20 protein-coding genes and 4 pseudogenes are annotated in these 25,504 nt (G+C 61.3%); 10 read left to right on the forward strand and 14 right to left on the reverse strand.

What is annotated here, in order from left to right; genetic code table 11:
* Nucleotides 1–107: 107 nt before the first annotated feature.
* Nucleotides 108–1,646, forward strand: a pseudogene (gene purH, locus AC56QX_RS34975) (bifunctional phosphoribosylaminoimidazolecarboxamide formyltransferase/IMP cyclohydrolase).
* Nucleotides 1,647–1,729: 83 nt separating this feature from the next.
* Here the strand turns inward: purH and AC56QX_RS34980 are convergent.
* Nucleotides 1,730–3,493 (reverse strand): GMC oxidoreductase, encoded by a 1,764-nt coding sequence (locus tag AC56QX_RS34980; protein ID WP_497118306.1) that lies wholly within the window; start codon nucleotides 3,491–3,493, stop codon nucleotides 1,730–1,732.
* Between the two features lie 323 nt (nucleotides 3,494–3,816).
* Here AC56QX_RS34980 and AC56QX_RS34985 point away from each other — a divergent pair, with 323 nt between their 5' ends.
* Nucleotides 3,817–4,476 carry a phosphoribosylanthranilate isomerase gene (locus AC56QX_RS34985; protein WP_497118307.1) on the forward strand — a complete coding sequence of 220 codons (660 nt, stop codon included), beginning with the start codon at nucleotides 3,817–3,819 and terminating at the stop codon, nucleotides 4,474–4,476.
* A gap of 17 nt (nucleotides 4,477–4,493) precedes the next feature.
* Here the strand turns inward: AC56QX_RS34985 and AC56QX_RS34990 are convergent, their stop codons facing one another.
* Genes AC56QX_RS34990 through AC56QX_RS35000 form a run of 3 tightly spaced genes read right to left on the reverse strand, consistent with a single transcriptional unit; the run spans nucleotide 4,494 to nucleotide 6,430 of the window.
* Nucleotides 4,494–5,720, reverse strand: coding sequence for an amidohydrolase family protein (locus AC56QX_RS34990; RefSeq protein ID WP_497118309.1), 1,227 nt, complete (start codon nucleotides 5,718–5,720; stop codon nucleotides 4,494–4,496).
* A gap of 4 nt (nucleotides 5,721–5,724) precedes the next feature.
* Entirely contained in the window at nucleotides 5,725–6,072 is a 348-nt protein-coding gene (locus AC56QX_RS34995; RefSeq protein ID WP_497118310.1) for a hypothetical protein, read from the reverse strand.
* On the reverse strand, nucleotides 6,062–6,430 hold the full coding sequence (locus tag AC56QX_RS35000; RefSeq protein WP_497118312.1) for a Rieske (2Fe-2S) protein: 369 nt from the start codon (nucleotides 6,428–6,430) through the stop codon (nucleotides 6,062–6,064). The genes AC56QX_RS34995 and AC56QX_RS35000 overlap by 11 nt, the downstream gene beginning before the upstream one ends.
* A gap of 269 nt (nucleotides 6,431–6,699) precedes the next feature.
* On the opposite strand from AC56QX_RS35000, the gene AC56QX_RS35005 reads away from it, so the two are divergent.
* Nucleotides 6,700–7,497 carry a BtpA/SgcQ family protein gene (locus AC56QX_RS35005; protein ID WP_497118418.1) on the forward strand — a complete coding sequence of 266 codons (798 nt, stop codon included), beginning with the start codon at nucleotides 6,700–6,702 and terminating at the stop codon, nucleotides 7,495–7,497.
* A gap of 315 nt (nucleotides 7,498–7,812) precedes the next feature.
* Nucleotides 7,813–8,518: pseudogene (locus AC56QX_RS35010) on the forward strand (IS6 family transposase).
* A gap of 185 nt (nucleotides 8,519–8,703) precedes the next feature.
* Here the strand turns inward: AC56QX_RS35010 and AC56QX_RS35015 are convergent.
* Together AC56QX_RS35015 and AC56QX_RS35020 are read right to left on the reverse strand one after the other, a co-directional pair.
* The gene (locus AC56QX_RS35015; RefSeq protein ID WP_497118314.1) at nucleotides 8,704–9,639 is read right to left on the reverse strand and encodes an IS5 family transposase; all 936 of its coding nucleotides are present in this window, start codon (nucleotides 9,637–9,639) and stop codon (nucleotides 8,704–8,706) included.
* Between the two features lie 86 nt (nucleotides 9,640–9,725).
* Nucleotides 9,726–10,823 carry an IS1595 family transposase gene (locus tag AC56QX_RS35020; protein WP_497118420.1) on the reverse strand — a complete coding sequence of 366 codons (1,098 nt, stop codon included), beginning with the start codon at nucleotides 10,821–10,823 and terminating at the stop codon, nucleotides 9,726–9,728.
* An 84-nt stretch (nucleotides 10,824–10,907) separates the two neighbouring features.
* On the opposite strand from AC56QX_RS35020, the gene AC56QX_RS35025 reads away from it, so the two are divergent.
* The 3 genes from AC56QX_RS35025 to AC56QX_RS35035 all read left to right on the forward strand — a co-directional run bounded on the left by AC56QX_RS35025 (nucleotide 10,908) and on the right by AC56QX_RS35035 (nucleotide 14,654).
* Nucleotides 10,908–12,539 carry an IS66 family transposase gene (locus AC56QX_RS35025; RefSeq protein WP_497118316.1) on the forward strand — a complete coding sequence of 544 codons (1,632 nt, stop codon included), beginning with the start codon at nucleotides 10,908–10,910 and terminating at the stop codon, nucleotides 12,537–12,539.
* Between the two features lie 326 nt (nucleotides 12,540–12,865).
* Complete coding sequence (locus AC56QX_RS35030; protein WP_497118317.1) at nucleotides 12,866–13,780, forward strand: ABC transporter substrate-binding protein; 915 nt, start codon at nucleotides 12,866–12,868, stop codon at nucleotides 13,778–13,780.
* 151 nt (nucleotides 13,781–13,931) lie between these two features.
* Entirely contained in the window at nucleotides 13,932–14,654 is a 723-nt protein-coding gene (locus AC56QX_RS35035) for an HAD family hydrolase (RefSeq protein ID WP_497118319.1), read from the forward strand.
* Nucleotides 14,655–14,761: 107 nt separating this feature from the next.
* Here the strand turns inward: AC56QX_RS35035 and AC56QX_RS35040 are convergent, their stop codons facing one another.
* Nucleotides 14,762–16,303 (reverse strand): FGGY-family carbohydrate kinase, encoded by a 1,542-nt coding sequence (locus tag AC56QX_RS35040; RefSeq protein ID WP_497118320.1) that lies wholly within the window; start codon nucleotides 16,301–16,303, stop codon nucleotides 14,762–14,764.
* 461 nt (nucleotides 16,304–16,764) lie between these two features.
* Between AC56QX_RS35040 and AC56QX_RS35045 the strand changes: the two genes are divergently transcribed.
* Entirely contained in the window at nucleotides 16,765–18,030 is a 1,266-nt protein-coding gene (locus AC56QX_RS35045) for a type III PLP-dependent enzyme domain-containing protein (protein ID WP_497118322.1), read from the forward strand.
* A gap of 129 nt (nucleotides 18,031–18,159) precedes the next feature.
* Here AC56QX_RS35045 and AC56QX_RS35050 read toward each other — a convergent pair.
* The 5 genes and pseudogenes from AC56QX_RS35050 to AC56QX_RS35070 all read right to left on the reverse strand — a co-directional run bounded on the left by AC56QX_RS35050 (nucleotide 18,160) and on the right by AC56QX_RS35070 (nucleotide 22,052).
* A pseudogene (locus AC56QX_RS35050) lies at nucleotides 18,160–19,148 on the reverse strand (IS5 family transposase).
* Nucleotides 19,149–19,150: 2 nt separating this feature from the next.
* Entirely contained in the window at nucleotides 19,151–19,354 is a 204-nt protein-coding gene (locus tag AC56QX_RS35055; protein WP_497118323.1) for an NAD-binding protein, read from the reverse strand.
* An 11-nt stretch (nucleotides 19,355–19,365) separates the two neighbouring features.
* Entirely contained in the window at nucleotides 19,366–20,604 is a 1,239-nt protein-coding gene (locus tag AC56QX_RS35060) for an MFS transporter (protein WP_497118324.1), read from the reverse strand.
* 489 nt (nucleotides 20,605–21,093) lie between these two features.
* Nucleotides 21,094–21,525 (reverse strand): IS1096 element passenger TnpR family protein, encoded by a 432-nt coding sequence (locus tag AC56QX_RS35065; RefSeq protein ID WP_258580661.1) that lies wholly within the window; start codon nucleotides 21,523–21,525, stop codon nucleotides 21,094–21,096.
* 8 nt (nucleotides 21,526–21,533) lie between these two features.
* Nucleotides 21,534–22,052 (reverse strand): IS66 family transposase, encoded by a 519-nt coding sequence (locus AC56QX_RS35070; RefSeq protein ID WP_497118327.1) that lies wholly within the window; start codon nucleotides 22,050–22,052, stop codon nucleotides 21,534–21,536.
* Between the two features lie 104 nt (nucleotides 22,053–22,156).
* Between AC56QX_RS35070 and AC56QX_RS35075 the strand changes: the two are divergent.
* Nucleotides 22,157–22,442 (forward strand): annotated as a pseudogene (locus tag AC56QX_RS35075) (IS5/IS1182 family transposase); the annotation flags it as partial.
* Between the two features lie 220 nt (nucleotides 22,443–22,662).
* Nucleotides 22,663–23,331, forward strand: coding sequence for a hypothetical protein (locus AC56QX_RS35080; protein ID WP_497118329.1), 669 nt, complete (start codon nucleotides 22,663–22,665; stop codon nucleotides 23,329–23,331).
* 152 nt (nucleotides 23,332–23,483) lie between these two features.
* Here AC56QX_RS35080 and AC56QX_RS35085 read toward each other — a convergent pair whose 3' ends face one another.
* Together AC56QX_RS35085 and AC56QX_RS35090 are read right to left on the reverse strand one after the other, a co-directional pair.
* Nucleotides 23,484–25,115: an IS66 family transposase gene (locus AC56QX_RS35085; RefSeq protein WP_497118330.1), complete on the reverse strand. Its 1,632-nt coding sequence runs from the start codon at nucleotides 25,113–25,115 to the stop codon at nucleotides 23,484–23,486.
* 62 nt (nucleotides 25,116–25,177) lie between these two features.
* Nucleotides 25,178–25,483, reverse strand: a complete 306-nt coding sequence (locus AC56QX_RS35090; RefSeq protein ID WP_497118332.1) for a transposase family protein — start codon at nucleotides 25,481–25,483, stop codon at nucleotides 25,178–25,180.
* Nucleotides 25,484–25,504 lie beyond the last annotated feature (21 nt).

Below are 25,504 nucleotides of genomic sequence, written 5' to 3' on the forward strand. Positions count from 1 at the left end.
ATTTATAGTTTAGTTGAAGTTCGTTTCATGGCTCGTCCATGGGCCGTCCAACGACTGGTATTGTTCAAGCGGCAACCGCAGCGCTGCCGCATGGAAGGAAGCCTCCGATGTCCAATCCCAGGCCACGCCGCGCCATTATTTCGGTCTGGAACAAGGACGGTGTGGTCGAAATCGCCCGGGTCCTTCGGGATCTGGGTGTCGAGCTGTTCTCGACCGGCGGCACCGCCGCCACTCTTGCCGCGGCCGGCATGCGGGTCGCCGACATTAGCGAATTGACCGGCGTCGCCCCGCTCCTCGACGGTCGCGTCAAGGCGCTGCATCCTGCCGTCTTCGCCGGTCTGCTGGCGCGACCGGACAGGCCGCAGCACGATGACGAATTGCGCAGCAACCGCTTTGCCCGCATCGATTTTCTGGTTGCCGGCGTCCGGCCGTTCGAAGCTGCCGCGGAAGACGAAGCCGGCGCCCTGGACCTGATCGATATCGGTGGGCCGGCCATGGTTCGCGCCGCCGCCAAGAACCCCGATGGTGTCGTGGTGATGACCGCCGTGGAAGACTATGCGCCTGTCATAGCCGCGCTCGCGAACGAAGGCGCCGTCAGCGCCTCGCTTCGCCGTTCGCTGGCATCCAGGGCTTTTGCCCGGATGGCCGCGCACGATGCCGCGATCGCCGCTTGGTATGCTCGCGATGCTGATCCTTTCGCGGCGGAGGCGCTACATCTGACGGCTGCAAGTCGCAAGAATCTGCGCTACGGAGAAAACCCGCACCAGCGCGCCGCCCTCTATCTGACCGGCGCGTAGAGCTGCGGCGCGGCGACGGCGACGCTGCTGCAGGGCAAGGAGCTTAGCTATGTCAATCTTCTCGACGCGGATGCCGCACTCGCGCTAGCTTGCCGCTTCACCGAGCCCGCCGCCGTCATCGTCAAACATGCGGCTCCGTGCGGCGTCGCGGTGGCAGGAACTGGCCTCGAAGCCTATCAAAGGGCACATGCCGCCGATCCGTTGAGCGCCTTTGGCGGCACTGTCGGGTTGAATGTCCCGCTCGACGCCGCCACCGCCGAACGCCTGTCGCAGGTGTTCACCGAAGTGGTCATTGCGCCCGACGCCACGCCGGCGGCGCGGCAACTATTGGCGGCAAAGCCCAATCTGCGTCTGCTGGTCAATGGCACAGTTGGCGCGCCCGGCTGCACGGAGTTCCGCTCGATCGGCGGCGGCATCCTGATGCAGGATGTGGATCAATTGGCGCTGACGATCGACGATCTGCGCGTCGTCACCAGCGCACAGCCGTCGCCGCTCGAGTTGAACGACATGCTGTTCGGCTTTCAGGTGGTCAGATTCGTCAAGTCGAACGCCGTCGTACTGGTCAGCGATCGGCAAACGCTCGGCATCGGCGGAGGACAAAGCAGTCGGATCGGCGCCGTCAAGCTGGCGTTGGCTGAACACGGCGAGAGCGCACCCAGGCCGTTGCAACTGGTGCTGGCGTCGGACGCCTTCTTTCCGTTTCCCGACAGCGTCGAGGCGGCAGCCGCTGCCGGCGTCACCGCGATCATCCAGCAAGGAGGTGCTGCGCGCGACCGCGACGTGATCGCTGCCGCCGACGCGGCCGGAATTTCGATGGCGTTCACCGGCGTACGCGCCTTTCGCCACTGAACCAGCTAGAGCAAATTCCACCTAGATTGAAGCCCAGATCCGCTCACTTTTCGCCATCGCGGACCTTCAGTTCGGGATCATGCTCAACTCTTGTGTTTCGCCTTCTTGCGGTCGGACTCAGGTACCAGCCGTTCGACGAGGTCGAAGGCAAGACCGACCATGGTCATGGTTGGATTCCAGGAGCCAGCCTGCGGCCACAAGGCGCCGCCCGTGACATAGATGTTCTTTGCCGCGCGCAGCCGGTAGTCGAGGTCGACCGGCGCATCCTCACTCGACCCGATGTGCAAGGTCGAGCTGTCATGCACCAGCGCGGTGTTGCGCCGCTCGGTGATGTTCGGCCGTTCCCGGCGCCACTCGCCGGCATCGGCGCTGCCATGCCAGTATTCGAGGTGGGTCGGCCCCTTTGGCGAGAGCACGTCCTCCAGCGTCCGGAATGTCGCTTCATCCATGGTGTCCCAGGTGGAACGGTCGCCGGCATTCTCGACGACCTGCAGCAGCGAATTGGTCGTCGGATCGGCATCGTCCGGATTGCCCCGATACCAGGTTTGCGGGTTGTGGCAGTCGAGCTCGCCAAGGGTCGCGCAAGGGTAGATGACGTGATCGCGCGAGGTCAGAAGCTGCGCCATCGTGGCCGTTGTCAGCACGTCCGGCATGTAGCGCAGCGCGATGCCGGCGTTCTTCACCGGCTCCGGGTCGCCGACCGCCGAGATCTGGATGTGGAATTGCCTGGCGTAGCTGCCGTCCTTGCCCGCCACATAGCAGGCGCCAAGCTGCAGCCCGTGGAAAGCGCCGTTGGGGTCGAGGTCTTTCCGTGGCACCCGCGCCGTGATCGACGAGGTAAAATGCGAGGCGAAGCGATCGCCCAGACCGCTGTCCGGGAACGCGTTGCGGACCAGCGTCGCCGCCGGCAGCGAGCCCATGGCGAGGATGAGCTTCGCCGCGCCAAGCGGCAGCACGCCCATGCTCGTCTCCAGCGCCGTCGCCGCGCCGAATTGCTGAACGATCCGCTCGACCACACATCCCGCGACAATGTGGAAGGGCGCGCCGAGACCGGCCTTGGCGCGGTCGCTTTGCAATTTAACATGACTCAGAACCTCGCCGGGCGTCGCGAACTTCTGGAAATCGAGACCATCGACCGACTGTGCATCCGACGCCAGCGGCGCCGGCTCGGTCCTGTAGATCGAGGCGATCTTGCCGGGCGCCTCCTTGAGCAGCGCCTGCATGCGGTTCTGAAGCGGGCCGTAGACCGGACGCTCCTTGGCCAGACGCAACAACATCTCGGGAGCAACGTCCGCATCGACCTTGTTGGCCGGCTGCACATGCAGCAGCTTTTCAGCCGCCTCGAAATGGCGCCTGGCGGCAGCGATTGTCTCCTTCGGCCAGCCTTCCATCTCTTCCGTGGTCGGCCGCGGGCACCAGGCGCTCCACAGCGTCGACCGGCCGCCGAAGAAGGGCACCATGCCGTGCTGCCAGCGGATGGAGCCGCCTCCCAGCCCCGTGGCGGTGGTGCTTGAGAGCGTCCACGGAAAAGTTTCGGCAAGGCCGCCCATCGTCCCGACGAACGGGATCGGGAGATTCTGAAAGTGCTCGGGAAGGAAGAACGTTCCGCGCTCGATCATCAGGATGCGGCAGAAGGGGTCGCGCTCAAGGGCCTTGTGCACCACCGCCAGGCCGCAAAACCCCGACCCGATGACCACTAGATCGAATATGCCCTCCTCGCGGGCTTTCTTCCACTGCGTCCCCGACAGGAACAAGACATTGTTCATCACTTGCTGACCGGTCGGGCTTTGCGGGCCCGGCGTCGGATAGCCATAGTTGAAATTGGCAGAAGAGGCGGCCGCTTCCATCGAAATTTCCTTCTTGGTGACTGCGCTACAGAAGGGAAAACGAGATACTGACACCCTAGGTCGAAATCGCAGCAGCAGCAACTATATATACGAAAATGAAAACTGCTTTTCTTATATTACTGTTTTCTAAATAGAAAGACTCTTGACACGTGTTTTATGGTTCTTCTAGAATGCTTTGACGATTGGAGTGGACAGGCCGCGCGATGTCTGATCGGCACATCAGGTCGACCGGATGAACTTTGTTGTTCGGCGCCAATTCAGCCGCTGGTCTGCCCGAAGAGAGCAACGATATGCGCCGAGGGGAGGCCGACAGGCAACCTTCCATGTTGACACAGATCTATGAAGTCTCCGGCCCGGAGGAGGCGCGGGCCGTCGCCATGATCGGCGTTGATCATATTGGTGCCAAGGTCGGTTCCGGGCAGTTTCCGCGCGAGCTGTCGGTCGCCGCGGCGGCCGAGATCATCGCCGCCATCCCGCCGCCGTCGAAATTTTCGGCGCTCTTTCTGAGCAGCGATATCGATCGGATCGAGACATGGGCGCGTGAATTGCGCCCGCCGATCGTGCATCTCGGCGCGCGCCCCGAGATGTTGTCGCCGGCCGATCTTCTGGCGCTAAAGCGGAAGCTGCCGGACAGCCTGATGATGCGCAGCATACCCGTTTCCGGCGAGGACAGCCTAGCGGTCGCCCGCAGCTATGACGGCATCGCCGACATTCTCATGCTGGACAGCATCCGGCTGGCCGACAACAAGGTCGGCGCGATCGGCATCACCCATGACTGGAGCCTCAGCCGTCGCATCGTCGAGCTCGTCTCGATACCGGTGTTTCTGGCCGGCGGGCTCGGTCCCGACAATGTCGCCGAGGCGATCCGCCAGGTGCGGCCGGCCGGCGTCGATTCCAAGACCAGGACCGACCAGGAGGGCTCACACGCCAAGGATCTCGAACGGGTGCAGCGGTACCACGAGGCGGCCCGCGCGGCAGGTTGAGGGTGTGTGGCTGGACCTCACACGGAGGGAGGACGCCTGTCGGGCAAGCGAAACAACGCCTGTGCATTGCGGCCCAGAATGTTGCGCTTGGCGGCCTCACCGAGAAACGGCAGATCGTGGATGACCCGCGGCGTGTCGAAATCGAAATGCGGCCAGTCCGAGGACCACAGCAATTGAGTTTCAGCTGCGATCATCTCGAAAGTGACTTCCAGCGCCTTCATGTTGCTGCGCTCCATCGGCTGGCTGGAATACCAGCAATGCCGACGCATATAATCAGACGGCAGCATCTTAAGCGCCGGCGCCTCCGACTGGCGCATCAGGAACTGGTCGTCGAGCCGCTGCATCAGGAAGGGGATCCAGGCAAGCCCGCTTTCGACCCATAGCGACTTCAGGCCCGGGAACCGCTCGGGAATGCCCTGCAGAACCCAGTTGGTCATGTGCACCATGTTGCACCAGACGAAGCCCAGCGCATGCATGCCCAGGAAGGTGGGGATCGTCGCCAGCGACGGGTCCTGCCAATGGTAGCCAGCGTGGAAACAGATCGGCTTGCCGGTCTCCTCGATCATCCGGTAGAGCCGCATATAGTCGTTGGCGTGCACCGGCTTGTAACGGGTCGACGTCACCATGAAGCCGACGACCTTGTCGTTGCCGGCATGCTCCGCGACCACCTTGCAAGCCTCCTCCGGCGTGTTGAACGGCAAATAGAGCAACGCGATGATGCCGTTGTCGCCGACCAGCAGCGTGTCGACGACCCAGCGATTGTAGGCGCGGGCGAGAGCCACTTCCATGTGCGGCTGCGGATGCATGCCGAGCATCAGCATCGAGGTGGGAAAGACCACCATATAGGCAGCCGCCAGCCCTTGCATGGCGCGGCGGGTCAGTTCGACATCGCGGTGAATGCCCGGCCGCGGCTCGATCCTCTCGCGCTGATCGGACTGGTGTGGAATGCGGCCGCCGCAATCCTGGTAGCGCATGCCGAAATCGCCGACCAGTCCGTAAGGCGGCGAGCCCACCCGTTCGCGGTGATAGACTTCGGCCTGGTCGCGCAGCACCGGATCCTCAATGTAGCGGACGATATCCTTCCACGATATCGACTCGACATGGTGGGCATCGACATCGACGATGGTCCAGTCGGAATAGCCGTTCGCCTCGGCATGCTGGCGCGCATGACGCAGATATTCGCGCGTGTCGGTGTACGTATCGATGTCCTTGAGGTCGCTGGAATGGCCGGTTTTGCTGTCCATCGTCTCACCTGTCGGGGTCGGTCAGGTAATGGTCTTCCGGCCGCCGCCGCGACCACAGCCCGAACTCCATCGGTCCGAGGCGCAACGCGCGCAATATCTCGGTCGTCGCCGTCAGTGCTTCGGTTGGGGTCACCACCTCGTCATAGTCGCCCACCAGCGCGCGGAACGTGCGCATGCCGCCATCGGCCTTCGCCGCATAGAGCTTGATCGCGGCGGTCATGACGCGACGAACCGCCTCGTCGGAGATACGATCCGCCTCGCCGCCGTCCAACGCCTGCCGCGCCAAGGCCCAGAAGCGCTCGGCAGCGGCCTCTGCCTCGGCATAGGGATCGTTGCGCCCTTCAATCGACATGCAGCACGATCTCCCCATTGTGGACCACCGCCTCGATCGGATCGAGTGCCAGCCTTTTGGTGCCGGCGTGGCGACCGGTGCGGATGTCGAATTCAGCGCCGTGCCAGGGGCAGACTATGTGGCGCACCGTCTCGTCATAGAGCAGACCATGAAGCTTACGGTCAGCATCGATATTCTCGATGACCCGCTTGAAGATGCGCCCCTGGCACACCGGCCCGCCCTGATGTGGACAAACGTTGCGCCAAGCATAGAACGAATCGCCAAGCCTGAAGATACCAATTTCGGTCCCGCCTATGCTGACCAGCAGCTTACCGCCGTCCTCAAAGTCGGAAACCGATGCAACCTTATATTCGGCCATGACCGCTCTCGGTATCATTCGCGCGCAAAGCAATCTAGCACCGGCTCGTCGAGCAACACCATCGAAAACGGCACATGGCACAGTATCCTGCTGTGGTATCATTTATGGTGAAGAAAGTCAGGCGCGCGAAATTCTACTCTTCTGATGTCTGTCCTGTTCGACTGTGGTAGGGTCCGGCGGCTAGCGCCGGCAGAATTTTTAGGGCGCCGACGGCGGGAACGCCGCCGACGCATGGTGGTGCTTACCCTGGGAGAGAACCCGTTATGGTGATGAATATCAGAGGCTTCGACGGCAAGCAGCCGATCATCGGCGTCATCCATCTGCTGCCGCTGCCCGGCGCGCCCAGATACGCCGGCGATAGCCGCAGAATCGTCGAAATGGCGCTCGCCGACGCGGCGGCGCTCGCCGAAGGCGGCGTCGACGCAATCATGATCGAGAATTTCGGCGACACACCTTTTTTCCCGGACAATGTTCCGCGCGAGACCATCGCCTGGATGAGCCGCATCGGCGGCATGATCAGGGACCGCCACGATGTGCCGCTGGGCGTCTGCGTGCTGCGCAATGACGGCCGCGCCGCGCTTGCCGTCGCCCACGCCACCGAGGCCGAATTCATCCGCGTCTGCATTCTCGGATCGCCGCGCGTCACCGACCAGGGACTGGTCGAAGGCCGCGCCTACGAGTTGCTGCGCGACCGCGCGCGGCTCGGCGCCGACATCAAGATCTTCGCCGACGTCGACATCAAGCACTCCTATCCGCTGGCGGTCGGCTTTTCGATCCGGGCGGAAGCGGCCGATCTCGTATCCAGGTCACATGCCGACGCGCTGATCGTGACGGGACCGGCGACCGGCATGTCCATCGACGAATCGGATCTGTCGGCATTGCAGGGTGTTGCGGACGTACCGATCTTCGTCGGCAGCGGTGTGACCGACAAGAGCATCACGAAACTGGCCGAACAGGCCAACGGCTTCATCGTCGGCACTGCCCTCAAGGATTCGAAACGTGCCGACGCACGGATCGATCCGGACAGGGTTCGGGCCATGGTGCGCCAGCTTCACCCGGCGCAGTGATCCTTGTTGTCAGGCCTTTGATTTCGGACTGGAACGTCGCAGCGGCTCCGCGTGGCTTCGACGAGCCCCAGTGGCTTGCCGTCGTCGCCCCATGACACATAGTCGACGAAGCTAGGAAGTCGCATTCGCGCAGATCAGGCGAGGACCCAAGTCTGCACGGCAGAAGGAGCCGATGACCATCTACGTCGCCGCCAAAGACAAGCGGCGTCTGCGCTTGCTCGCTGCTTCGGACGGCAGGCGGGTCAACGATTACTATGTTGAATGGCGTTGTCACGGTAACTTCTTGTGAGGAGGCGTTGGGGTAGACGCCGGTTCATGAACGACGCGCTCATCAGCTACAAACGCCACCGCTTTCCCGCCGAGATCATCGCCCATGCGGTGTGGTTGTATTACCGGTTCCCTTTGAGCCTGCGCCTGGTCGAGGAAATGCTGCTGGAGCGCGGCATCGTCGCCTCCTATGAAACGATCCGCCGTTGGGGAAAGAAGTTCGGCCCCGAGTACGTTCGCCGTCTGCGCAGGAAGCGGCCCAGCCCCAATGATGTTTGGCACCTGGACGAAGTCCTCATCACCATCGCCGGCCAAGAAACATTGGTTGTGGCGGGCTGTCGACCAGAATGGATATGTTCTCGATGAGATCGTCCAGAACCGCCGCAATACCAAGGCCGCCAAGCGCCTGCTCACCAGGCTGCTGAAGAAACAGGGCCTCGCACCAAAGCGCATGATCACCGACAAGCTGCGTTCCTATGGAGCGGCGAAACGGCAGGTCATGCCGGATGTCGAGCACCGCGCGCACAAGGGCCTCAACAACAGGGCCGAGAATTCCCACGTGCCGCTGCGAAAGCGGGAGCGGACGATGCAGGGCTTCCGTTCGCCAGGAAGCCTGCAGCGCTTCGTCTCGATCTTCTCAGCCTTCCGCTATCTCTTCGTCCCAGCCCGCTCAAAACGCTCCGCATTTCAGATCCATATCCATCGCCTCAACGCTATGGCGGAATGGAAAGCTGTGACCCGAGCCCTCGCCTGATATTCCTGTCAGCGGTCCCTTCACGTCCAACCTCAGATAATGAGACCTGTGCGCGGGAAGCATTTAGCGTTGATTTTGTTTGATCTTTTCCGCTTCCGGGGTAAAGGGTGCAAAGATATCAGCGCCGACGTCGTCAGCTGTGTCTTCTGACGCTCTCGTGTGAGCGTCAGTGGTGTTTTTGCCCGCTATCCAGCCATAGTGATGACCTTCAAACTGCGTTTCATATTGTAGGCGATGGCAGTGAGGCGAATTTGAACGCCTGCCTTTGCAAGCCCTCGCCATCGCATCCGGCGAAGGCCGTAGCTTCGTTTCCACGTGCCAAAGATCTTCTCGATCCGGCCACGAATGCGATGGATCGGTTGGTTCCAGGCCTCAAGGCGTGCCAGTGTTTCGGCTTCGTCCCGTCCCCACATGCCGGTGGCGACGATGCGTGGCGTTCCACCCTTGGCACGCACCGCGTCGCCGAAATGATTGCCGCGATAGGCGCTATCGGCAAACACCTGGCCGGGATTGTCAGGCAGAGCATCGGGACCGGCCTTGCCGTCGTTGATGTTGGCGGGTGTGACGGCGATCTCCTCGACCAGAGCTGTATCGGCGTCGGCACCGACATGGGCCTTGAAGCCATGAACCGCTGGTCGGCCCTTATGCTTGACCCAATGGCCCTCTTCGTCATCCTCACTGGCCGAGGCGATGATCGTCGCATCGACAAGCGTGCCGGTCTCCACCTGAATCGCTTTGGCCTTGAGCTGGCCGGTGATCTCGTCGAACAGCGTCTTGTCCAGACCATGGGCCACAAGAGCCTTTCGAAAACGCACGAAAGCCGTTCGCTCAGGTGTCTGCTCTTGAGCCGAAAACCCGCAGAACCGTCGGAACGATCCTCTGTCGTCCAACGCCTCGGCAAGCTTGACGTCGGACAAGTCGTACCAGATCGACAGCAGCATCGCCTTGAACAAGGCCTCTGGCGGCCAGGCAGGCTCGCCCTTCGAAGAGCAGGAAATCACACAAAGGGCCTGATCGATCGGCACCCAGTCAATCAGTCTGGCAAGCGCATCCAAAGACGAATGCTGGCCGCGATCAACGGCAAAACCAAACTTTTCCTGACCAATGCGCCGACGTGACATCGCATGTAACCGGGGCAGATTACCGGGCGGTGGGGGGTTGCAGGCGCGTGTGTTCGTGATTCACCCTTTGCGTGACGCGGCCCTTATCAACCAAAGACAGCTACGGCTGATTTGATGATGATGCCGCCATGCGGGCTTCGGCGCATCTGACGACCCGTGGCGGTGCGAAAAACATTCGTCAATTGCAGCGCAGGCGGCACGCGCGACCACAGGGTTCGCACGCTCTCCCGGCCATGCCGGGTTTTGCGAATGACGTTTCCTGTGACGACGCGCTGCGACCATCGGAAGCCGATCTCGTGGAAATACAGGTCGGCATGCTGCGGGCTGATATGATGAAAGACGCCGGCGATGGTACGGCGGACGCGGGAGTTGAAGCCTCCCTCCACCGAATTGACGTGGACGGCGTCGCGCACATACTCACCGCTGGAATGCTTCACTGTCTCATGCTTGGCAAAGCTCTTACCAATGGCTATGAATGCCTTCCACTCGTCGCTCATCAAATGAGCTCCCAATTCGATCTGCGCTTCAATGACGCGTTCGCTTGCTCGCGCCGAGAGACTGGTCACGACCGCGGCACGCGCGTCACCGGCCAGAGTGCCAGGCATGACGTCAGTCGGCCGCCGCACCATCGCCATGACTGGCGTTTTGTCCGTATTCGCCTGGCCTTTCCGGCCGCGGCCCGGAGGCGGGTCGTCGGGATTCTTTCTGGGCCTTCCACCGAGATGGAAATGGTCGATCTCCACCGTGCCGGCGAGCATGTTCTCCCGCGCCACCATGAGACGCAGTGCATGTCCCATCCGCCAGGCCGTTGGCTGGCTCACCCCGAGCGCCTCGGCCAGGCGCACCGACGACAAGCCCTTGTCGGATTGCAGTAACAGCCACATTGCCTTCAGCCAAACACGCAAGGGAAGCTTCGTGGAGTGCAGAGGCGTGTGTGTCGTCACCGTGAACTGGAACCGGCAATCGCCGCTGGAACATTGATAAAGACCCGGTCGGGCGCGACGCTTGCCGGTATCGCGACCGGCAAGCGCAATCGAGCGTTTGTATCCGCAGGCGGGGCAGATCCGGCCATCCGGCCACACCATGCTTTCCAGCAACCGACGGCAATGCTGCTCATCCCGGAAGGCCGCGATCATTTCTTCAACAGTCCGAATGTTGGAAAGCGCTGCAAGTATTTCAGGCATCTCACCTCCTTCAGACCAGCCCGAAGAATCGCATGAAAGGCTATAGGTCACAAGGATATTGCGGTCTTTGGTTGATAAAGGCCCGTGACGCTACCACCGACTGATTCGCTTGAAGGCCTGTCGCTCGCGGAACTCCGCGGGCTGGTTTCTGCGCTGATCGGCGAAGTGCGCGGTCTTCAAGGCCGGGTCGAGAGCCTTGAGATCGAGAACCAGGCGCTACGCGCCGAGAACCAGACCCTGAAGGATGAGATCGCCCGGCTGAAGGACCTGCCGCCGCGTCCCCCGGTCAAGCCGACCAAGCCATCGGGCATGGAGAAGGCGACGCAGCCGACATCTGGCAAGGGCAAGCGCCGCCGGCGCGGCGCCAAGCGCGACGGCGGTCGCGTGAGCCGCGAGGTGACGGTTGCGGTGAGCGCACCTGCGGGCTCTCGCTTCAAGGGGTATGAGACGATCCTGGTGCGCGATCTGGCGTTGTCGGCCGAGGTGGTGCGCTATCGCCGCGAGCGCTGGGTGACACCGACCGGCGAAACGATGGTGGCGCCCTTGCCGGCGGGGATCATCGGCGGCTGGGGCGCGAACCTGCGCCGCTTCATTCTGGCCTGTCACATTCAAGGCCAGGTGACGACGGAGCGGTTGACGGCGTTGTTGACCGGGATCGGGGTCGACATTTCGAAGCGCCAGGTGGTGCGGCTGATTTCGGAGGGCCTGGAGGCCTTCGCGGCGGAGGACCGTGACGTGCTGCGCGCCGGGCTGGCTACGGCGCCCTGGATCACCGTCGATGATACGTCGGCGCGCCACGCCCACCAGGACGGCTACACCACCCAGATCGGCGACCGCCGCTTCACCGCGTTCCGCACCGGGCGATCGAAGTCACGGGAGGCGTTCCTGGCGACGCTGCGTGCCGGGCACAGCGATTACTTCATCAATGAAGAGGCCCTGGCCTATATGCGCGGCCGCAACCTCGCCGGTCCGGTGATCGCGCGGCTGGCGGCTGCGCCGCACAAGGCATTTGCCGACAGCGCCGCATGGCAGGCGCATCTGGCGGCACTCGGCCTCGACCAGCTCGCGGTTGAGCCCAACCCAGTCAGGATCGCCACCGAAGGGGCGATGTGGGGAGCGATCCGCCACCACGGCTTTCTTGGCGATACCGTGGTCGTGTCCGATGATGCCGGCCAGTTCCGCATCGGCGACCATGCTCTGTGCTGGGTCCACGTCGAGCGGCTCGTCCACAAATTGATACCCGTGACCCCGGATCAAGGTCAGGCCGTCGACATCATGCGCCAGTTGATCTGGTGGTTCTATCGCGACCTCAAGAGCTACCAGCGTGCTCCTTGTCCGCGCCGCGCGGCGGCCCTGCGCGCCCGCTTCGAGCGCCTGTTCAAACGACGAACCGGCTACGTCATGCTCGACCGGCTTCTTGCCAGGCTGCATCGCCGCAAGCATGAACTCCTGCGCGTTCTCGATCGTCCCGAGATCCCACTCCACACCAATGGTTCGGAAAACGACATCCGCACCTTCGTCACCAAGCGCAAGATCTCCGGCGGAATCGTCAGCAAGGCAGGCAAGAACGCCCGCGACGTCCTGCTCGGCCTGATGAAGACCTGCATCAAGCTCGACGTCTCATTCTTCCGCTATCTCGGCGACCGCCTCGGCATACCAACACAAGAGTCGATTCCGCCGCTCCCGGATCTCGTTAGGCAAGCCGCTCAAGCCTGACTGCCCGGTAATCTGCCCCGGTTACACATCGCATCCCTCAATCCATTGTACTGATTCAGAGAATCACACATCAACACGCCAGTCCAGACACCCGCGCACAGGTCTCATAACGTGACAGCGCCCGCTAACCTCCTGCAACGCCCGCGAAACCGGTGAGCGAGCTCACCCGGACTTGACGACGCGGCCGGAGGCAGCTTTGGGGGCGCTCCGGCTGAAATAGATATTTTCGACGCAGATCAATTATTCATGGAACGGGTTGCACGTGCTAAGATCATCGGCGACAGTGTAAATGTTGTCCAAATATCGCAGCTGGTCAGGAGGCACAGATGTTGACGAGCGTTGTGAGTGAAGGCCGAGGCGTATCGACCGTTTTTGCGCTGCCCTGGCTTGTTGCCAGGGACTGCGGTTTCTTCGCGGAAGAAGGGATAAAGGTTGAGTTTCGCGAAAACCGGCAGCGACAGGCATTGCCGCTGACATCGATTGATCCAAAGCAAGTGGATTCCATCCGCACCCATTCGCCGTTCGAGGACGGCGAGGTCAACATCTACCGGGCCTGCGAATGGGGTCAGATCCGTCGGGCCTTCGACAGCCGGCGTGGCGGCAAGGTGATCGGCAAGCGTTCTTCGGTTGCGGTCATGGCGATCGTCTCGGCGCCCGGCTCACGCTACACCTATCCGCAGACGCTGAGAAATGCGCCGATATCGGTCAGCTATCACAACGGCAACCACTACGCGACGCTGCAAATGCTCGAAGGCTTTCTGCAGCGCTCTGAAATCGAAGTAATCGGCCAGCATCACGTCGACGGCTACAAGGCGGTGCAGAATGGCGAGGTCGCAGCCATCGCCTTGACGGAACCTTGGCTGACTGTCGCCGAGAAGCAAGGGTTTCAGAAGATCATCGAGACGCATTATTCCGGATCGGAGATTGCCGGTCCCGAGATCGACGACGAAACCTACGCCGCCTTGCGGCGCGCCGAGATCAAGGCGGTCCATGTCATCAACAAGGACAAGAGGAAGTGGCTGCATTATCTCATCGAGGCGCTGCCAGAGGATGTGCGCGGCACGATCACGCCGGACGACTTCTATCTTCCCCGCCTGCGCTTCGTCGAGCCGGAACCCTATACTCGCGATGAGTTCGAGCGCGCCTACGCATGGATGCAAAGCTGGGATCTGATTGCCGGCGGCGCTTCCTATGACGACGTCGTCGACAACCGCATCGCTGCGAGCGAACTCAGAATCTGACCGCAGCGAAAACGGCGTGGTCGCCTGCTGCACAATGGCCGCCGGGTGCGTTGCCCGCAGGCCAGAAATTTGCGTCCAATCCCGGCGGTTGGCAACGCCGCGCCACCGAACGGACCGGTCGACGCCGCCGCAAAGATCAAAGAGACAGAACATGAGCAAGGACGTCGAGAAGAGGCTGGTCGTCGGCTTGGACGGTGACGATACCTTGTGGCACAACGAGAATGTATTGTGGTCCGCCGAGCAGAAATTCCAGCAAGTCCTGCTCCACTACCTGTCCGCGGAGGATCTGAGCCACAGGCTGTACGAAACCGAAATGCGCAATCTCTCGCTGTTCGGGTATGGCGCAAAAGGTTTTGTTCTGTCCATGATTGAGACGGCGATAGAAGTGACCGACGGTCGCATAGCAGTCGCCGACATTCAGTCCCTCATCGGCCTTCTCAAGGAGATCATCTGGCATCCAGTGCATCTCATCGACGGTGCGGCACAGGTGGTGGAAGAGCTGTCGCGAAGCTACAGGCTAATCCTCATTTCGAAAGGCGAGCTCTTCCACCAGGAGCACAAGGTGGCGAGTTCTGGCTTGGCCAATTTCTTCAGTGGCGTCGAGATAATTTCGGAGAAGGACCAATCCATCTATGCGCGAATTCTGGCGAAGTACGACGTCGACCCGTCGAACTTCGTCATGGTGGGGAATTCGCTGCGCTCTGACATCGACCCGATCCTGAAGCTCGGCGCGCGCGCCATACACGTCCCATACGAGATCACCTGGAAGCATGAGGGCCAAAGCTCACTCGACCCCAACAACCGCACCTATGTCCTGTGCAATTCGCTCACCGAGGTCGCAGACGCCCTCCGCGAGATGGAAGGCATGGTTTGACGACTGACGCATCGATCCGAAAATTGGACTCGATTTCCGGAAAGCACGATGCGCAGATCCAAAGTTGTTGGAGCGTACTTTGTGTGTCCAGGTTGAACGCACGTCCCCTAAGCTTGCTGCCAGGACTGCGGCTCGCGCAACGACGCAAGCGCGGCGGGTGCATGGCGATAGACCGATTTGAAATAGGCTTCATAGAAGGCCTGGTCCTCTGGCACAGGCAGGATCGTCGTCCTCGGCAGGGCAAGTGTTGCCAGAGCGCTGTCGAGATCTGCATAGATGCCGGCGCCGAGCCCGGCCATCAACGCGGCTCCGAGGCCGGTGGCATCGTCCACGTGGATGATATCGATCGGCGTTCCCGAGACCGAGGCTTTGATGCTCATGCGCAGCGGATTGCGGGTGTCGCCGCCAACGGCGTTGATCCGTCGTATCGCACCAACCTCCGGCAGTGCGATAAGCGCCTCGATGCATAGCCGGGCCTCATAGGCCAGACCTTCGAGAATGGCGCGAAACATTGCGCCGTGATCCGCGGCCATGCTCAGCCCCCAGAACGAGCCATTGGCGTGCGGGCTGGGATGCGGCGCCGATCCCAGCGCGAGCTGCGGGCGGAAGCAGACGCCGAGACTGCCGATCGGTATGGCGGCGGCGGCAGCGATCAGCGGTTCATGTGCGATCCCGCCTAATATGGTCTGGCGGAACCATTCGATCGAGGCGCCGGCCGTGAACACGCCACCGAGAACATAGTAACGCGGCCGTCCGGTCGTCAGCACACCCTGGCAGAATCCTTGCCGCCCGAGCTTTGCCGAGCGGGACGGGCTGGTGACGGCAGCCAGTAAGGCTTCGGTGGTTCCGAGCGTCGCCGACAGCATACCATCCGCCAGCCCGCTGCAGACAAGCGCGCTCAGCGCCTGGTCGTGCCCACCAACTGCCACGACGCAGGATGCAGGCAGACCCGTCGCCGCCGCGACAGGCTGGGGCACTGTGCCGAGCGGCGCGCCATTAGCTTCCAGTTCAGGAAAGAGATCGGCGCGAAGTCCGGCTTGCTTCAACAGCTCCGTGGCCCATGTCCGCCGATGCAGGTCGAAGACACCGGTGCGACAAGCCAGGCTCGACTCGGCGCGGATTCTGCCGCTCAGCCGAAATGCGAGATAGTCCGCGACATTCAGCCATTGTGCCGGGCGTGCAAACAGGTTGGGCTGCCGTGCCATCAGCCAAAGCAGCTTGTAGATGCCAAGAATGGGCTCGGGCGGCTGACCGGTGATGCCATACAGCGCATCGGCGCCCAGCCGGCCGACGAAGTCATGGCACTCGGCGATGGCCCGCCGGTCGTACCAGGCAATGATCGGCGTGAGCTCTTCGCCTTTGGCGCCGATCAGCAGGCCGGCCTCGCCAACGCTGGCGCAGGCAATCCCGCGCACGTGCGCGGGCTCGGCAATGCCGTCAAGCGCGGCGCGAATAACCTCGAGCGTCGCCGCCCACACCGCCTCGGGTTCGTGATGGGCGCTGTACGCATCGGGCCGCATCGTCGGCGTGGCGACCTTGCCGGCAGCGACCAGCGTGCCGTCCGGCGCATAGATGCTTGCCCGGATCTGGGTGGTTCCGAAGTCGATGCCCATCAGAAGGGTCGGTTGCGAACGCACCTGAAAAGGCATTGATTTTCTTACCAAGTTTAGTTGGCGCAGGTCTGCGATCATCCGGATGAGGGTCACGAAAGTTTTAAATTAGCGAGAACTTGATCAGTATAGGCTAAAACCAAGTTTACCGGTTCACATGAAATCTAGCACCAAAAAAACAGAAGAGATACAGAAGGGATTTACGAAAGCTGTTGTCGTATGCTAGTAGTCGTCAACTACTTCCAGCAACGAAGTCGCGCCTCGGGATCATCGGGCCATGGAGAGTTTTTGAATTTCCCGGAGACTTAGCCGGGAAGCGAGTTTGCCTATTAGCCTGCTCCAGCCACTCCTTCTCTTGACGTCAAGGAAGATCGGAATGCAGCGCCGATGAAGCATGCACGACGCCTAAATTACGCGGGCCGGTCACGGCGACCGCGCCGCGCCAGCCATGAACAAGCATGACGAAGCCAGGACGTTCAGAAGCGAAGTGAGGTGTTGCGATGAACTACAATGCGATGATTTCAAGCAAAAACACCGATGTCGACGGATGGATCAGTCGCTCGGACCTGCAACTGATCGCCGCGGAGGCGGGGACCCCGGTCTTCGTCTACAGCGAAGAACAGCTGCAGAGGAATATCGACCGTATCCAGGGTGCCGCGGTCGCGGCGGGGATCGATAAGAGGGTTGAACTTTATGTGCCGTTCTTTCCCAACTCCAACCCTCATATATTGAAGCCGCTCCAGGCCGTCGGCATTGGCATATTGCTGCAATTGCCGAGCGAGTACGAGATCCTGCGCAAGTTCGGTTTCGACAAGTTCATCATTTCCCCCGGACATGTCTCCAACGACGAAATCAGCGCATGGGCCAAGACCGGTCATCCCATGTTCCTGTCTAGCATGGATGAAATCTCGCATCTGCTCGCCGTCGATCCCAGCGCCTCGATTAATATGCGCTTTGACAGCCTAGGGTCGGGCAAGCCCGGTATCAAGTACAGCGAATTGACGACGCTGTCGGAATTGCTGGCCAGGCATGGACGCGATCTCGACTGCTTCGAACTCTACTGCGGCAGCGGAAATTCCGCCGACGCGATGATCAGCATCATCGAACAAGTATTCATGATCTTCAAAACCTATTTCCCCAAGGCCAAGGCGATCAATTTCGCGGGAGGGTTCGGCTTCGACTACGAGGGGCGGGCTTATTCGGAAAAGCACTTCAACTGGGAGAAATACTTCAAGAGGCTGGGCGAGATCGCCAATCGCTATGGTGTGCCCGCCGATGTGAAGTTTCTGTTCGAGCCGGCACGCGATCTGTTGGCCGATGTCGGCGCGCTGCTGCTCAGCATCGAGCGCACCGTCATCAAGCATCCGGGAGCCAATCGCGTGCTAACCAACGGGTCGAGGGTTCTGATGCCGTCGGCACAATACAAGGATCGGCGCCACAATGTGCTTTTCCTGGATTCCAAGATGGCCGAGATCACGTCGAACCGCATTCCCGCGGCCCTGCGCGGGCGTGGCATCTTGCGGCACGACTATGTGCTTCCCGGCGACTACATGGTTCCGGAAACGCTCGCCGAGGAAAACTATCTCGTGATCCTCGACGTCGGTGCCTACTGCGCGACGCAGCACATGGAATTCCTGAACATTCCGCCAGCCGCCGAAGTGCTGATCGACAAGTCGGGTTCGCCTGCACTGATCACAGCGCAAGGCAACAAGTTCGACAAATGGCGCAACCTTCTCGACCAGAAGAAGGAGCTGAGACCCAGCTAGGCTTGGCCAGAGCCGGCAGCCGTACGCGCGCCGCTTCGAAATGGCGTTGCAGTCTGATCGAAAGGCATGGCGGTCGGCGTTGGTGCATGGGTCCGGACTTGAGCGGATGTCGATCTTTGAAGCGGCAGACTATGCCGTGGCCGCCTTGCGGCGGGCGGATTTCGGGCGTGCGCAGGCAAGCATGCGGTTGAGGACGGCGCAGCCGATGGCGACTTCGGTCTGCTGAACGGGAAGCGACCGTGCCCGCAAACGCCGCCCGATGGTGGACTTGTATCGCCCTATGGCGGTCTCGACCAGCGAGCGTTTGCCATAACCGTTGGAGACCTGCCATTTCATCCGGCCGTCTCTGCCGATTGCGGCGATATGCTGGTCCCTTTGGCCGGGAGGTCTATCGTCGAATGGTTCGACCGCGTTGACGCGAGGCGGAATGACGATTGCGGCGGCAGCGCTGTGATCGATGACTGCGTCGTAAGTCGGTTTTCCGTCATAGGCGCCGTCAGCAGTAAACTGTCCGATCGGACCGCCAATCTGGTCGAGTAGTGGCTCAACTTGAGAGACATCGCCAGTGTCCTGATCAGTCAGGGTATGGGCAATGATCTCGCCGCTGTCGGCATCCAGTGCCAGATGCAGCTTGCGCCAACTGCGACGGGATCTGGCGCCGTGCTTCTCCTCCAGCCACTGACCCGCGCCGTAGACCTGCAGGCCGGTGCTGTCGACAAGAACATGCACTGGTCCCTCCGGCGGAACCTGGCGATCATGCCGTTTGTTGGGCGATTGCCATGTCCGCGCCCGACGGCTCAGGGTGGTATGATCGGGGACAGCGAGCGCCAGCCCCATCAGTTGCAAACCGATTCCAGCAAGCCTTCTGCTTGGCGCAGCCGCAGGCCAAACACAAGGCCCAGCGTCAGGGTGGTCTCGATCGCCAGATCAGAATAGCGGTGCTGGCCGCCACGTGTCTTGCGTCTTGGCGCTTGCCACCTGGACAGGGCTTCCGGCGTCACCCACAGGGTCAAACTGCCGCGATGACGAAGTCCTGCCTCATATTCTGGCCAGTTCGTCACCCTGAACTTCATCTTCTCAATACGATGGCGGCGGCTGGTATTGTGTTTGAAAGGCATGGCTACGCTACAAAGCCTATTGCGGTTACCGCTTGCCTAAACCCACACCAATAAACGATCCGTGCACCAACGCCTTGCGCCACGGCAAACGCAGAATGGCTCCTGTCAATCACGACAACGAACGAGTCCGGCTGGTCCGCAAGTTGCAGCGCCACTGCCCGACCGACCGGCCCGGCTCCGATGACGACGTGTGATCTCCCGTGCATAGTGCCCTGCTTCAGCCTTTACTGCCAACTACGGTCGGGGTCGGCTTGCGCCGGATCGTGCGATAGCCAAGGAGAGCGATAGCCGTTTGCACTAGAGCCAAGCCGGCAATCAACAGCGTCAGCGTGTCGTATCCCAGCTGGACTGAGACGAGCCCGGCGGCGAAGGGGAAGAAATACAGGCCAAGAAAATAGGAAAGGCTGAAGATGATCTGCACCAAAGTCCGGGACTGCGGCGCAGTCACGCGGATGGCTTCTGCCTGCATCAGGGGATAGGATAGCCCATAAGTTATGCCGGTCGCCAGCGATGCCATTGCGTAAATGACGGGGTGGCCCGGGGAGTAGTGAAAGCCGAGAAGCGAAACGACCATCCCGCCCAGGAGTAGCGGCAAGGTGCGGTCGGCCGCACTGCGGGTTACGCGCGGACCAATTGCAAATCTGGAGCCGACTACTCCTATGGCCCAAAAGCCAAAGAATATTTCGTACGGAAGACCTGAATTATTCGCAAATAGAGCCTGGAAGTTTATCAAAAAAGTGTAAATGCTTGCGGACAACAATACAAGAACAAAAAACAGAGCAGATTTGCTGAAGAGGAGATCGAAAAGGTCGCGCGCAATCGAGGCGTTATTCGGAATAGCGGCTTCGCGGATGTTCGCCGCACGTTGCGCTGCCCACGATGACAACGCTGACCCTGCCGTCGCCGCGAGCATTGCCAGAATGAACATATCCAGCGTGCCCAAGCCGGCGTACCGGGTAAGGAGGCTGCTCAGCAGCGGTCCGCAGGTTAACCCTAAGGTGGCGAATGCAGAGTAGGCCATGAAGCTCGATGGCCGGTCTGCATCGCTTGAGAGGGCGGAAATGCATATCGAGCCCATAGTGAAGTGCAGCGCCCATCCGCCTGATTGCAGCATGTAGCTGAGGAAGTAGGGGAATGTCGCGCGCACCCCCGACAATTCGTTCAAGAGTATGGTCGCGCAGGCTGCTGCACAGAGAAGCCCGCCGATGGGTGCGAGCCTCCGCACACTAAACTGGCGTATCAGCGTAGGACTGATCAAAACTATTAATATAGCGACCGCCATGCCTGCTGCTGAGATCGAACCAAAAAATATCTCGTCGCGCCCAACCGACAACAGGTAGACTGGAAACAGCGCAAAAACGCCCATCGCGAAGGAAATCAGAGATCGTTCAGCAATGAACATGCGCCTGTACCACAAAAGGCGCATATTAGTGATCGAGATGCTGCGAGCGTTCATTTTGTTATGTCATGAAATTGTACTTTGCGTCGGTTAGGACGAAGATAAATTATGTACCCGAATATGATTCGCGTTTTTGGTGCGACCATTGTCATGGTCGAAGGAATACGTTGCCTTAGATCGAGAGCCTGAAGCATTGCGGTCCTTCGCCTGTTCATCGTGTCTACCCGTGACACGAGTTATGGCCGGCAGCTGTTGCCCGCCCGGCAACGAAGGCTCTCAAGAGTCATGCCAGCTTGCTTGATTGAGCTGAAGAAGGAACTTTGTGGTTGCTTTTCAGTCGATTAGCCCGGAGCAAAGCAAGAGATCGACTGAAAATGGCCATATCGCGAACTCGACAAACCCGACAAAAGATGTCGGATGGCGTTGTTGAGACTGCTCCGCTCTGACCTCGCCGGTGAGCCACGAACATCGTGCTGTGTCCAAATGGAGCCCGGAGTTGAGGTAATTACCCACCCCCTAGCCCCCTCGATGCGGCACGGTGCGTCGTCACTCGTCGTCGATGTCCGGGTACTGCGGGGGAGCCTTGCCGATCTTGCTGACGATCCTCGGGTAATTGGCATCGGGCTGCGCCTGCCCTGTTCCAATAACTTCAACGCGGAATCGCCACTCGTCACCGTAGTCGTACAAGAAGGTCATTGCCGAGCCCGCCTTCTGGAAGGCTGTGGTGACGCGCGTGCCCTTCACGCTGCGAGAACCGCTCCCCTCTATGTCCGCGAAGAGTTCGAACCGCTGGGGCGAGTCGAACAGCTTTCCCGTCAGCTTTGAATAAAAGCCGTAGGCGTGGTCCATGTCGAAGCCGAATGCCGCTACCATGGCTTCGGCCAGATCCGCTAGCGTGCTCGAACTCGACACCTCGATGTCCCGATAAAGCCGCGCCCGAAGAGAGGCTCGGAAGATCAAGGTCGCGGGCTCGGTCATAGCGGATTTCAGGCGCTGACGGTTTGAAGGATGATTTTGAAGGGGTTCGTGCCTGGCGCGAGACGAGCTGTGTCGACGACGGTTCGAATGTCGGCTTCGCCCTTTGCGGCCCACATGGCGCGATAGCCGTTGGTGATCTTCCGTTGAACGACGGCGGGTCTCAGAGCCCGTTCGCAGGCGTTGTTCGTCGCGTCGACCATTCCTGGCAATTGGGCAAAGGTCAAAAGTTGATCGCGAGCTCGCCTGAACTTGTTTTGGATGTCGCGGGCCAGATCGCACGACGTTGTGGTGGCGAAGATATCGTCCAGACTTCGCTCCAGGGCGCGACGCTTGCCGGCGATGGTCGAGGCGGCGAAGGTTTCGATACCGTCGGCTAGGGCGAAGACCCTTTGCAGCCAACGCTTGAGCCGTGAGGGCAGCATGTCCTCACTTGCCTCGTGCGCATAGGCGACGTCGCGGGCGAGATGCGCCAGGCAGGTCTGATGGGCGTTGGTGCACGGATCGTTTATTGGTGTGGGTTTAGGCAAGCGGTAACCGCAATAGCCTTTGTAGCGTAGCCATGCCTTTCAAACACAATACCGCGAGGCGGAATGACGATTGCGGCGGCAGTGCTATGATCGATGACTGCGTCAACGCGGTCGAACCATTCGACGATAGACCTCCCGGCCCAAAGGGACCAGCATATCGCCGCAATCGGCAGAGACGGCCGGATGAAATGGCAGGTCTCCAACGGTTATGGCAAACGCTCGCTGGTCGAGACCGCCATAGGGCGATACAAGTCCACCATCGGGCGGCGTTTGCGGGCACGGTCGCTTCCTGTTCAGAAGACCGAAGTCGCCATCGGCTGCGCCGTCCTCAACCGCATGCTTGCCTGCGCACGCCCGAAATCCGCCCGCCGCAAGGCGGCCACGGCATAGTCTGCCGCTTCAAAGATCGACATCCGCTCAAGTCCGGACCCATGCACCAACGCGCGAGGGGTGGGTAATTACGGATTCTCCGCATGACTCATGCAGAAAATGAGCGTTCAGAAACTCGTACGCTACGTGGGGTGGCCTACGCGCTTACAATGTTTTAAATTAGCGCACAGGTTGCGTTCCTGCAAACGCGCTCGTAACGCAACGCAAAGGGTTTCGGACCATGGGTACTCGAATTTTCATCGCAGCAGCCTCCCTCGCCATGATGGGGACCGTCTCGTCACCTTCCGAGGCCCGCACCCTCTTCGCCAACGACGCCGCCTCCCGCACCCAGGTCCTAGCCCTGCTGGAAACGCTCAACGCCGACCTCCTCAGCCACCCAAGCGCCACCCTCACGCTGGAACGGTGGTGTGGTGAGCACGGGCTGGCGCCGGAGGCGAAGATTGTGGCCCATCGCGTGAAGGGCGACGACAAACTGCTTCCGGATAATGCCCGCCAGGCATTAGGCATCAGCGCTGACGAACCCGTGCACTACCGCCGCGTGCAGCTCGCCTGTGGCGAGCTCGTGCTCTCCGAGGCCGATAACTGGTACGTACCGTCGCGCCTCACACCCCAGATGAATCAGGTGCTCGACACCACCGACCAGCCCTTCGGGAAAGTGGTCCAGCCGCTGCACTTCCGTCGCCAGACCATTAGCGCCGACCTGCTGTGGTCGCCGCTGCCCAAGGGGTGGGAGATGGGCGCGCCGCTGCCGGCGGCGGGGAAGGGGGAGCTGGCCATTCCCCGCGAGGTGCTGCGGCACCGTGCCATCCTCTATACCGGGGTGAACCAGCCCTTCAGCCTGGTCGTGGAGACTTACACAGCCGAGGTCCTTGCCTTCGGCCGCCGCTGAAAGGCGCGAAATTTCGCGCTTCGGAGCTGGCACTGGGGCCGTCGTAGTGGATCTTGATGAGCCCGGACCGGGATGTCACATTAACTCAGTAAAGAGCTTTTTCCATCGCGCCGCGCCGATTCTTGACGTAACCGGGGCAGATTACCGGGCAGTCAGGCTTGAGCGGCTTGCCTAACGAGATCCGGGAGCGGCGGAATCGACTCTTGTGTTGGTATGCCGAGGCGGTCGCCGAGATAGCGGAAGAATGAGACGTCGAGCTTGATGCAGGTCTTCATCAGGCCGAGCAGGACGTCGCGGGCGTTCTTGCCTGCCTTGCTGACGATTCCGCCGGAGATCTTGCGCTTGGTGACGAAGGTGCGGATGTCGTTTTCCGAACCATTGGTGTGGAGTGGGATCTCGGGACGATCGAGAACGCGCAGGAGTTCATGCTTGCGGCGATGCAGCCTGGCAAGAAGCCGGTCGAGCATGACGTAGCCGGTTCGTCGTTTGAACAGGCGCTCGAAGCGGGCGCGCAGGGCCGCCGCGCGGCGCGGACAAGGAGCACGCTGGTAGCTCTTGAGGTCGCGATAGAACCACCAGATCAACTGGCGCATGATGTCGACGGCCTGACCTTGATCCGGGGTCACGGGTATCAATTTGTGGACGAGCCGCTCGACGTGGACCCAGCACAGAGCATGGTCGCCGATGCGGAACTGGCCGGCATCATCGGACACGACCACGGTATCGCCAAGAAAGCCGTGGTGGCGGATCGCTCCCCACATCGCCCCTTCGGTGGCGATCCTGACTGGGTTGGGCTCAACCGCGAGCTGGTCGAGGCCGAGTGCCGCCAGATGCGCCTGCCATGCGGCGCTGTCGGCAAATGCCTTGTGCGGCGCAGCCGCCAGCCGCGCGATCACCGGACCGGCGAGGTTGCGGCCGCGCATATAGGCCAGGGCCTCTTCATTGATGAAGTAATCGCTGTGCCCGGCACGCAGCGTCGCCAGGAACGCCTCCCGTGACTTCGATCGCCCGGTGCGGAACGCGGTGAAGCGGCGGTCGCCGATCTGGGTGGTGTAGCCGTCCTGGTGGGCGTGGCGCGCCGACGTATCATCGACGGTGATCCAGGGCGCCGTAGCCAGCCCGGCGCGCAGCACGTCACGGTCCTCCGCCGCGAAGGCCTCCAGGCCCTCCGAAATCAGCCGCACCACCTGGCGCTTCGAAATGTCGACCCCGATCCCGGTCAACAACGCCGTCAACCGCTCCGTCGTCACCTGGCCTTGAATGTGACAGGCCAGAATGAAGCGGCGCAGGTTCGCGCCCCAGCCGCCGATGATCCCCGCCGGCAAGGGCGCCACCATCGTTTCGCCGGTCGGTGTCACCCAGCGCTCGCGGCGATAGCGCACCACCTCGGCCGACAACGCCAGATCGCGCACCAGGATCGTCTCATACCCCTTGAAGCGAGAGCCCGCAGGTGCGCTCACCGCAACCGTCACCTCGCGGCTCACGCGACCGCCGTCGCGCTTGGCGCCGCGCCGGCGGCGCTTGCCCTTGCCAGATGTCGGCTGCGTCGCCTTCTCCATGCCCGATGGCTTGGTCGGCTTGACCGGGGGACGCGGCGGCAGGTCCTTCAGCCGGGCGATCTCATCCTTCAGGGTCTGGTTCTCGGCGCGTAGCGCCTGGTTCTCGATCTCAAGGCTCTCGACCCGGCCTTGAAGACCGCGCACTTCGCCGATCAGCGCAGAAACCAGCCCGCGGAGTTCCGCGAGCGACAGGCCTTCAAGCGGATCAGTCGGTGGTAGCGTCACGCAAAGGGTGAATCACGAACGCACGCGCCTGCAAACCCCCACCGCCCGGTAATCTGCCCCGGTTACATTCTTGACGCCCTAACCCTTTGATTTCTTTGCCCGAAACTTTTCCGCTTGACGAGTAGATAGTAGTATTTCTCGTTAATGTGACATCCCCGCCGCAACAGCTCCAGTTTCTTGTCCCCGAACCGGGCGATATCGGTAATCGCCTCCGCACCGGCCAGCACGCCGAGCAGGCACAACAAAAGAACCTCGGTGAGAGGATAAACCACCTTGCCGCGTTGCCGCGGGTCCGGCAAATCCTCGAAATATCGTAGAAAAACGACCGTCTCCTCGATCGCTCCACTGTCCCATCTGCCAGCTTCCATCGCCGTCCTCCTCAATCGAAT

This window comes from Mesorhizobium sp. RCAM 06353, assembly GCF_059683585.1.